Below are 8,818 nucleotides of genomic sequence, written 5' to 3'. Positions count from 1 at the left end.
CGGACACCCCCATCGCCACCGACGGACCCGGCTCTGTGGTCACGGCGGCACGCGGATGAGCGTCGACCCGTTCGAGCCCCTGGCCTGCCCGATCACCGACTGCCCGGAGACCGTGACCGAGTTCGGGATGTACGAGCACCTGGAGGACGAGCACGACCCCGACGAGCTGATCGACCGCCTCGTCGAACTCGCCCCCGACCTCCCGTATCACCGCTCGATCGAGTGCCAGGTGTGCGGCACCTACGGGGCTCGGCCGGGCGACCACGCGCTGTGCGCCGAGTGCGAGCAGAAACTCGGTATCACATGACCGCCCCGGCCCCGCTTCGGCAGTGCTGGATGTGCCACCGGCGGCTCCGTGACCCAACGTCACGGGCCGCCGGTATCGGCCCCGTCTGCCAGCGCAAACTCCGCCCCGCCCCCGGAGTGTCCCAAGACCAGCTCACACTTGACGAGGAACCTCATGGATCCGAACAACCCTTCCCCGCCTGACCGGCAAGACAGCGCAGGCCAGGCCGAATCCGAACCATCGGCGCAGGAACGCGCGCTCCTCAGCCGGCTTGAGGCCAAAGCCCGGGAGATCAAGAACCGGGAGGGGCAGGAAACCCGGGCCCGCGCGTTCGCCGACGCTGCGGATGAAGTCGCGCGGCTCGTAGCCGATGGCGAGCACGATCCGGACCAGTTCGTCGCCCACCTCCGCACCATGGCCAGCAGCTGGCCCGCCACGCCGACCGCCGACCGGGGTGGCCGATGCGGCAACGACCCCCGCACCGCCCTCACTCCGGAGGACCGCGCCGCCGTCGCCGAATTCAAGGAGTACCTCGCCACGAAGCGCCGTGCCGAGAAAGCCGAGAAGGAGCGCGACGGCCTGGCGGCTGTGCTGCACCTCCTCCGGTACGGGCTCGACCTCGGCCGGGGGCGCGGCATCTTCGCCGAGTACTGGCGAGATGTCCTCGACCGGATCACCGCAGCCCCCGGAGAGCCGTGCGACCGCGACCAGCAGTACGCCCGCGCCCAGACATCTGAGGCTGCGATCGCCCGGACCGTCGCCCGGATGCAGGAGTACGCCGACCACGGCTCGTACAGCCGGCGCCGCGCCACCGCCGACTGGCTCACCGCCAACGGCATCGACCCCGGCGAGATCCTGGTCGACAGCCCCATGACGGTGAACACCGGCCTCGACGGCAACCGCACCATCACCTACGAGGCGGTGGCGGGCGTCGAGTACGGCCGTCACGTCTTCGAGCAGCGATCGGCGCCGCTCGTCGTCGACCCGCCGACCTGGTGGGACGCGTACGAGGGCCCTACCCGGGAGCAGCTCGCCGCAGCCGTCGAGCGTGTGCGCGCCCTCCACCGCGAGGCCGAAGAGGGCGACGGCTCGTGCATCGAGTGCTCGGCCGACCAGAGCGTGCACTACCCCTGCCACACCATCCGCGCCCTCACCGAACCGAAGGAATCCTGACGATGGCCGCCACAGCCCGCCTCGCCGTCACCGTCGACACCTCGTCGGCGGTCGACCTCGGCCGCCGGGTCCAGGCCGCAATCCTCAACGTCCTCAACAAGGCCGCGCGCACCACCAGCGATACGACCGGCGACGCTATCGCCGGCCTCCTGACGAGCGCGGTCATGGCTGAGATCCTCCGTGTCACGCCGGAGAAGGTGCCGCCCGACACCGCGCGCCCCCGCACCCACATCAAAGCCATCGCCATCGAACTCAAGCGGATCACCCCCGAGCTCAACCCTGAAGGGCAGGGCTTCATCTCAGGGGCTCTCACCGGCCTGTCCATGGCCGCCCGCATCCTCAACGGCGCCTCCGCAGAGAGCGCGATGGAGGAGGTCGTTCAGCGCCTGGACGCTGCGGTCGGCCAGGCCATCGGCGGCGACACCCCGCCACCCGACGCAACTCCGGACGATGCGACCCCCGACCCGGTCCACGGCGTACAGGCATGGATGGCGCTCGACCTCCACACCGCCCTCCGCCGCAGCATCGACAACCAGGCCGAACACCAGGGCCACGCCTCATGGGCGGACTGGTGGGCCGAACTGCTCGCCGACGTCCGCCGCATGGCCGACCCGCCCGGACTCCTGCACTACCCATGGCAATGCCCGCGCCCCCCAACGCCGACGTCCGACGTTCCGCCGCCCCTGCGCGGTCCGAACTGGAAGGAGGACGGTCAGTGATCGAGGTCCAGAGCAAGGTCAAGGTCGTCGCCGACTGCCGGGCCCGCACTTTTGTTACATGGCATGTAACAACTCCCGGGATCGAGGTCGGCGAGATGCAGCGCTGCATCGACGCGCTTGAGTTCATCGCCCAGGACGCTGGGCCGACCTCCGCCTGAACACACGGCAGGGGGCGTGCCGGATCTGACCAGGACAGGCACGCCCCCGAGGTGATCATCACGATACGCCCCACCGGCACCCGGAGCGCACGATGACCACCACCCACCACACCCGCACCGAGCAGCACCTCTTCACCGTCGTACGCCACTGGCGCGACCTCCAGACCGCCCTCGGCACCCGCACCCAAACCTGGCCCCCCACCATGGGCATCGCCACCGTCTCCGCCCGACAGCAAGACGCCGAGGAAGCGGAAGCCGCCACATGGCGAGCCGAGGCCCTCCGCATCCTGGAGCGGTCGCCCGATCAGCTCGGCTGGACCGCCGCACCCATCCGCCTCGACGTCCTCGACACCATCGCCACCGTCGAAGCCGGACTCCTCGAACTCACCGACCAACTGGCCGCAGCGATCCAGCACGCTCCGATCACGCCCGCCCCGCCGCGCCGGTCCTGGCCGACCGATCCCCGCGCGCGCCGTACGGTCGAGCAGGACGACGCACGCCGCAACCTCCTCGCGCTGAAACAGAGCAAGGACCCGCGCCGCTGGCGGTACATCGGGACCGACCGCACCGTTCCCCGGGCCGGCCTCTGGCTCCTCGCCCAGGTCCAGGGAGCCCGCGGACCCTGGCGCCCCATCACGGACCCGGACCGGCACCGGATCGCGGCCGTCGCTAGCACGTCCGCCCGTCTCGTCGAGCACGCGCTCGACGTCGGCAACGAACGCGCCCGCCTCGCCGCACCCTGCCCCATCTGTCTCGGCTCGCTGGACATGCACGGGGGAGCAGGCTCCGCGCCGGTCGTACGGTGCGGCAGCTGCGGACGCATCTGGACGTAGGCGTGGTGGCACCCGGCTACGATTCGAACACCCGCTCACTCTGGGAGCTGTTCATGACCTACGCCAACGACCCCGCCCAACTCGCACGCCTGCTCAACGACCTAGCCGACGCCCTCAAGGCCGCCGGGATCGACGCCTCTGGCGCCAGCCACGGGAAGCACCTCATCGACGAAGCACACAAAGCGGCCTGTGAGCTGGACCCGCCGAAGCCCCGAGCGAAGAAGGCCCGAGCCGTCGGCTTCCCCTAGTCAACCGGGGGCGGCTCAGACATCCGGGCCGCCCCGCGCCTAATGTCCATTTCGCCTGACCAAGGCCGGGCGCAGAATCCCTTCGAGCAGGTTGACTGAAGTGCCTCCCCCTGACCGTTGAAGCATGGATTATTGTGCGATGACCCAGATGAATAGCGAATGGGTGATCAACAAACTCAAGTCGTTCCTTGTGACAGCATCGATCACTTATGTGCCGGATGCTCCAAATACCGTTGGATTCTGGAGCTATCGGCTTGACAAGCCTAAGGCCGAGGTGCTGGCAGCGACACAGATCACTGAGCAAATCCTGGACCGTGTCCTCCCCGGGTGGCGAACCGCAGACTGGCCTGAAGGGAAGAGACAGCCGTACTGGCGTGAGCGGGAGGCCGCACAACGAGCCATCGCACAGCTGGAAGGCGAGCAGGAACTGATCGACAACCTCGGAAGCGGCGCTCCTCAACTCGATGCGGCGACGCTCCATCCCTGGGTATGGGGAAGCGTTCAGGGGCTCTGGAGCAGCGGCCACTTCCGCGAAGCCGTAGGTATGGCCGCCAAGGCAATCAACGCCCAGGCTCAGACAAAGCTGGGGCGAAAGGATCTTTCCGAGGCGAAACTCCTGGGGGATGCCTTCTCCACCAAGCCGCCGGCCAATGGACATCCGCGGCTCCGCTTGGGCACCGACGATGGTAGCGACACGTTCAGGAGCCGCCACGAAGGTGCAGGCAGCTTTGCCCGCGGCGTCTACTCAGCGATCCGCAACCCCATAGCTCACGAACTTGATCACGAGCTGGATGAGAACCAAGCGCTTGAGCAGTTGGCAGCCTTCAGCATCCTGGCGCGCTGGATTGACGACGCAGATGTTGAGAGGGCTTCGTAAAGGGGGCCACCGGTCGCCAAGCGGGACCCGCTACCGGAACGTCCAGACGTCGGGGCCGCCGCCGCGCCACTCAACCACCGTGGACATCACGACGTCGGTCTCGTCGATGCCCTCCAGGCCGGCCCAGCGCAGGAACTCGGCCACGTCGCTGATCCCGTACGCGAGGCCGAGGATCTCGTCGTCGACACGCACCCGCCGCCCGCCAGTCAGCGACGGCGAGTAGACGATCACGGGCAGCGGTGCCATATCTCCAGCGTGCGCCCGGTCACGGCCGACGGCATGCCGATCAGTCCTCGTCTCTGCCCTCGTCCTTCTTCGGGCGCTTCGCCCCGCGGTGCCCCTTGGCAATCTGCTGCGCACGGGTCGGATGGAGGTTGCCGAGGATCACACCGATCTCGGCCCAGGTCTTGCCCGAGTCCTTGAGCGCCTGAACCCTTCGCTGCCGAATCTCCCGCAGCCGCGCGTGATGAGTCGGCCACTGGTCCAGGACCTGGGTGACAGCGCTCGCGCACGCTGCGTCGTCCTCGATCGCTTCCAGCGCGTCGATCGCTTCCACGAGCCTGCGCACCTCCTCGGGCTGGTCTTCCACTCCCGCTTCCTCCTGTCGCGAGAGTTGGCGCACACCACCTTAGACCCTAGGGTCTTGCACGATCCAGACCCTAGGGTCTAGCTTGTGCGGTGCGAGGCCACTCTCCTCGGTCTCGTGCCAATGGGTCGGCCCCGGTCGGTGTGTGGAAGCCCGGCCGGGGCCACGGGCCCGCCACAACGCGACGAAGGAACAGACCCGTGCCTGAGCGTACCGATCCCCCCGGCCGCACCACCCCGCTGCTCCCGCCCAGAGACTCCGCCGCCTGGGTTCCGCCGGTCGACATCGCCATCACCTGCGCCCGCCAGGCCCTCACCCAGTACAGGAACGCGGGCATCCACGACCACCACGCCATGGCGCAGGCCGCTGCCGCTCTCGGTCACGTGCTGGAGGACCTGCTCGCGGCGCTCGACGCCGAGTACGCCCGTGCTCTGCCGCACGGGCGCACCGAGACCTCCTGACCACCACCGACCGGCCGGGCCCCGACTTCCCCCAGGGTCCGGCTCCTGGAGCGCCTGTGAACCGCATCTCCTCGTGGGCCACCGGACATCCATGGCCTGCCGCCGCAGCACTCATTGCTCTGGCCCTGCTCGCCGTCGGTACCGCCTGGGTGCTCGTCCGCGCCCTGCGCAGCATCGACCGACCGCCGGCCGCCGTCACTGCCGCGGCGATCGCCGCCGCCTGCTGCACCGCCTACAGCGCGGACACCAGCTGGCGGTTCGCCGCCCACCACCTCGACATGGCCAGCACCGTCGAACGCGGCTTCATGTTCGCCGCCGCCGAGCTGGCGCTGTTCGCGACCGCGCTGATGGCCCGCCAGAACCTGCGCGAGTCCGGAGCACCCGGCATCCCCGGCATCCTCGTCTGGGTCATCACCGGCGTGCAGATCATCCCCGCCTTCGCCGAATCCGGACTGCTCGGCGGGACGGTCCGCGCGTTCGTCGGCCCGGTCCTCGCCGCGCTGCTCTGGCACCTCGCCATGGGCATCGAACTGCGGCACTCCACACCGGGCGCACGCTCCGGCTCCCTGCCCGCGGTCATCGGCCGCGAACTCCGTGAACGCCTCCTGTCCCGCCTGGGCCTGGCGACCCGGGACCGGTCGGCGGAGCAGATCACCCGCGACCGGGCCACCGCCCAGGCGGTACGCCTCGCCGCGCGCCCGCGCCTGCGCGCCTGGGGCCGCCGACGTCTCGCCGCCGCCGTCGCCCGCGCACGCGTCGGCACCGACGGCGAGCAGCGTCACCGCCTTCTCCAGGAGCTGGCCGCGCGCCGTACCTCCGGCGAGCTTGCGACCGTACCCCTGCCCTCGCCCTGGACGTACCCGACCCCGGCGGCGCCGTACCCGGAGACTCCGCTCGGTGTGACCGGGGCGCAGCTGCGGGCGCTCGATCCCGCCGACGCGATCCGCCGGGTACATGCCGCGCACCCGCAGGCGCACCCGCGCGAGCTAGCGGCACTGTGCACGGAGTACGGCGTACCTGTCACCGAGATGCTGGTGCGGATCGCCACCCGGGCCGGCAACCCCGACCCACCGCCACGCACAGGTGCAGGGGAGCCGGAGCGGCCTGTACTCGCGGCCGTACCCGGCCCTGGCCTGCACCTCGACCTCGCCCCCACGGGGCAGGTACACCCCGAGGTACGCACCCGCGTACCCGTACTCGCCGCCGCACCCGCGCGCACCCGCGTCAGCATCCGAGTGCCGGAACCCGAGTCAGGCGAGGGTGCCCACGTGCGCGTGCCGGACCACGGGGCCGGGCCCGTACCCGCCGAACCCCGTACCCCGGGTACGGGCGACCAGCTCGCCCGCGCCCGTGAGGTAGACGCCGACCACCGCCGTACCCACGGGCGCCCCGCATCCATCCGCGTACTCAAGCGCGAACTGAGCGTCGGCCAGCCCACCGCGCAGCGGGTACGCGCCCAGCTCGACCAAGCGGGGGAGTCATGACCGACCCGGGCGCCGACGAGCGCCGCATCCGCGGGCTGTTGCGCCGCCTCGGTGTCGGTCCCGACGCACCACCGCCGCCCGCCCCCACGGGCCCGGCCGGCCGGACCGGCTTCGACTGGGGCTCGGCCCCGGCCGCCGAGCCGGACTGGTTCGACCGCCTCTACGCCGACGAGACCACCACAGACGAGCCGACCAAGCCAGCCCGCCGACCCTGGTACTCCCTCAGCAGGCCCGCCCCGGCCGCCGCGCCCGAGGCGGGGGCGCCGGCCCCCGGGCGCAGCGAGCTGCACGTCACCATCGCCCCGGCCCCCGAGCCCGCGATCAGCCCCCGCCGGGCGCGGCTGCGCCGCTGGGTCCTCCACCGCGGCACCGCCGCCGCCGTCGGCTGGTGGCTCGGCATCGGCCCGGCCGCTGCCGACGCCATCGCAGACGCAGGCCAGGGCGCCGTCGGCGTCGCGTTCCTCCTCTGGGCCGTCGCCTGGTACGCCGCCACCCGCCTCCTGCTTTTCGTTCCGCGCGCCGCGACCCCCGAGGTCCACACCGCCGCCGACTGGGCCGCCCACATCCCCAGCAGCACGATCCTCCTCGCCCTCGCCCTCCACACCCCCGGAGCCATCTCGTGATCAACGTTGCCGCACCCGCCACTGGGGGAGCCCTGTTCGGAGCGGTCGGGGCCGGAGGTCTCGCGCTCGCCCTGACGGTCCTCCTGGTCCTCGGGGTCAAAGGCAAGGGCCGCGTCAAGCTGAAGGACAATCCGGCCCTCATCGTCGCCTTCCTCGCAGGCACCGCGTTCAGCGCGGCCGGGCAGATCTGGGCCAATCCACAGAAGATCGTCGGCCAGGGACTCACCGGCCTCGGCGTCGGCACCGGCAACGGCCCCTTCGGCAACGTCGGCCTCGGCGCCGTCGCCCTCATCCTCCTCATCGTCATGCTCTGCGCGCCCATGACCCCGGCGGTCGGCGCGACCCTCGGCCTGATCGCGGCGTTCGTCTGGCCTGCCGTCGGCGCCGGAACGATCTGGGCTGTCCCTGCCGAGCTGGCTGCCGCCGTCCTGATGATGGTGGGGGCCTGAGATGCGCGTCTGGGTCGCGGTTTGGACCGGCTCCGCCCTGATCAGCCGCATGATCGGTCAGTGGCTCGCTGGGGGAGTCGCACTACGCCTGACCGTCATCGTCGGGGGAGCGGCGTTCGTGAAGGGTCTCCCGTGGACCACCAGGATCGTTGTCATCCTCGCCGTCTGGTGGCTCACCGGGGCCATCGCTCTCGGGCTGCGTGCTGACCGCACCCAGCCTCAACCCGAGCCGGACGCGGTGCCCGAGCCCGAGGGGGAGCAGCAGCCAGCCCCGGCCGCAGAGGCCCGGCCGGAGCCCACCCGGGACGAGGTCGCCGCCCTCCTCCACAGCCTCCTCGGGGAGACCGGAGGGGTCCACCTCAAGACCCTCGCCGAGCACCTCCCCGCAGGCCCCTGGAAGACCGCCCAGGTGCGCGCCCTCCTGGGCCGCCACGGCATCCGCGTACGGGCCGGCGTACGGGCCCCCGGTGCGGACGGCCGGGAGGGCGTTCACCGAGCCGACGTTCCGCCCCACCCCTCCCCCTCCGCAGGGGCAGCCCCTGTTGCCGTTGTTGTGCCAGGCCAGAGCAACAACAACAACGCCGATGACGCCCCGACCGTTGAGCGCCGAGAGGGGATGTCGATCATCCGCGACCCCGCAGACCGCGTACGCCGCACCCTCCTCCGACGCCCCTGACCCACCCCCGGCAACCAGCCGGACCAACCCCACCGAAGGAAGCAGATGGACGACGACATGACCACCAACGACCTCTTCACCGGCGACGAGCTGCGCGAGATGGACCAGGCCGACGAGGCCCGCCTCGACGCCCAGGACGAAGCCCGCTGGGCCGCCGAAAGCCCCGCCACATCGGCGGACGACTGCGAGCCGTGGACCGGCTACGCCGACGGCGAGGAACGCTGACCCACCCCAGACCCCGGGGC

At 71.1% G+C, this 8,818-nt stretch carries 16 protein-coding genes; 14 read left to right on the top strand and 2 right to left on the bottom strand.

Annotated features, from left to right (window positions below):
* The 8 genes from ACWF94_RS24865 to ACWF94_RS24830 all read left to right on the top strand — a co-directional run.
* Positions 1-307, top strand: a 307-nt coding sequence (locus ACWF94_RS24865; protein ID WP_453492524.1) for a hypothetical protein, incomplete at its 5' end; no start/stop codon positions are given.
* A complete protein-coding gene (locus ACWF94_RS24860; protein ID WP_453492521.1) occupies positions 304-489 on the top strand; it encodes a DUF6011 domain-containing protein in 186 nt (61 codons plus the stop codon). The genes ACWF94_RS24865 and ACWF94_RS24860, both read left to right, overlap by 4 nt.
* Complete coding sequence (locus ACWF94_RS24855; protein WP_453492518.1) at positions 461-1,459, top strand: hypothetical protein; 999 nt, start codon at positions 461-463, stop codon at positions 1,457-1,459. Before ACWF94_RS24860 ends, ACWF94_RS24855 begins: the two co-directional genes overlap by 29 nt.
* Before the next feature lie 2 nt (positions 1,460-1,461).
* On the top strand, positions 1,462-2,178 hold the full coding sequence (locus tag ACWF94_RS24850) for a hypothetical protein (protein WP_453492515.1): 717 nt from the start codon (positions 1,462-1,464) through the stop codon (positions 2,176-2,178).
* Complete coding sequence (locus ACWF94_RS24845; RefSeq protein WP_453492512.1) at positions 2,175-2,336, top strand: hypothetical protein; 162 nt, start codon at positions 2,175-2,177, stop codon at positions 2,334-2,336. The genes ACWF94_RS24850 and ACWF94_RS24845 overlap by 4 nt, the downstream gene beginning before the upstream one ends.
* Positions 2,337-2,428: 92 nt before the next feature.
* Positions 2,429-3,169: a hypothetical protein gene (locus ACWF94_RS24840; RefSeq protein ID WP_453492509.1), complete on the top strand. Its 741-nt coding sequence runs from the start codon at positions 2,429-2,431 to the stop codon at positions 3,167-3,169.
* 53 nt (positions 3,170-3,222) lie between these two features.
* Positions 3,223-3,417, top strand: a complete 195-nt coding sequence (locus ACWF94_RS24835) for a hypothetical protein (RefSeq protein ID WP_453492506.1) — start codon at positions 3,223-3,225, stop codon at positions 3,415-3,417.
* 139 nt (positions 3,418-3,556) lie between these two features.
* Positions 3,557-4,294 (top strand): TIGR02391 family protein, encoded by a 738-nt coding sequence (locus tag ACWF94_RS24830; RefSeq protein WP_453492503.1) that lies wholly within the window; start codon positions 3,557-3,559, stop codon positions 4,292-4,294.
* A gap of 30 nt (positions 4,295-4,324) precedes the next feature.
* Here ACWF94_RS24830 and ACWF94_RS24825 read toward each other — a convergent pair whose 3' ends face one another.
* On the bottom strand, positions 4,325-4,540 hold the full coding sequence (locus ACWF94_RS24825) for a hypothetical protein (RefSeq protein ID WP_453492500.1): 216 nt from the start codon (positions 4,538-4,540) through the stop codon (positions 4,325-4,327).
* Positions 4,541-4,580: 40 nt separating this feature from the next.
* Positions 4,581-4,883 (bottom strand): hypothetical protein, encoded by a 303-nt coding sequence (locus ACWF94_RS24820; protein ID WP_453492497.1) that lies wholly within the window; start codon positions 4,881-4,883, stop codon positions 4,581-4,583.
* Between the two features lie 197 nt (positions 4,884-5,080).
* On the opposite strand from ACWF94_RS24820, the gene ACWF94_RS24815 reads away from it, so the two are divergent.
* Genes ACWF94_RS24815 through ACWF94_RS24790 form a run of 6 tightly spaced genes read left to right on the top strand, consistent with a single transcriptional unit; the run spans position 5,081 to position 8,798 of the window.
* A complete protein-coding gene (locus ACWF94_RS24815) occupies positions 5,081-5,341 on the top strand; it encodes a hypothetical protein (protein WP_453492494.1) in 261 nt (86 codons plus the stop codon).
* Between the two features lie 56 nt (positions 5,342-5,397).
* Entirely contained in the window at positions 5,398-6,825 is a 1,428-nt protein-coding gene (locus ACWF94_RS24810) for a hypothetical protein (RefSeq protein WP_453492491.1), read from the top strand.
* Positions 6,822-7,448: a hypothetical protein gene (locus ACWF94_RS24805; RefSeq protein WP_453492488.1), complete on the top strand. Its 627-nt coding sequence runs from the start codon at positions 6,822-6,824 to the stop codon at positions 7,446-7,448. The genes ACWF94_RS24810 and ACWF94_RS24805 overlap by 4 nt, the downstream gene beginning before the upstream one ends.
* Positions 7,445-7,897, top strand: a complete 453-nt coding sequence (locus ACWF94_RS24800) for a hypothetical protein (protein WP_453492484.1) — start codon at positions 7,445-7,447, stop codon at positions 7,895-7,897. The genes ACWF94_RS24805 and ACWF94_RS24800 overlap by 4 nt, the downstream gene beginning before the upstream one ends.
* Position 7,898: 1 nt before the next feature.
* Positions 7,899-8,573, top strand: coding sequence for a hypothetical protein (locus ACWF94_RS24795; protein ID WP_453492481.1), 675 nt, complete (start codon positions 7,899-7,901; stop codon positions 8,571-8,573).
* A 45-nt stretch (positions 8,574-8,618) separates the two neighbouring features.
* Positions 8,619-8,798 (top strand): hypothetical protein, encoded by a 180-nt coding sequence (locus ACWF94_RS24790; protein ID WP_453492478.1) that lies wholly within the window; start codon positions 8,619-8,621, stop codon positions 8,796-8,798.
* Positions 8,799-8,818 lie beyond the last annotated feature (20 nt).

It is taken from the genome of Streptomyces sp. NPDC055078, from assembly GCF_053607985.1.
Note: the sequence above shows the minus strand (reverse complement) of the source record. Positions and strands in the feature narration are given on the sequence as shown.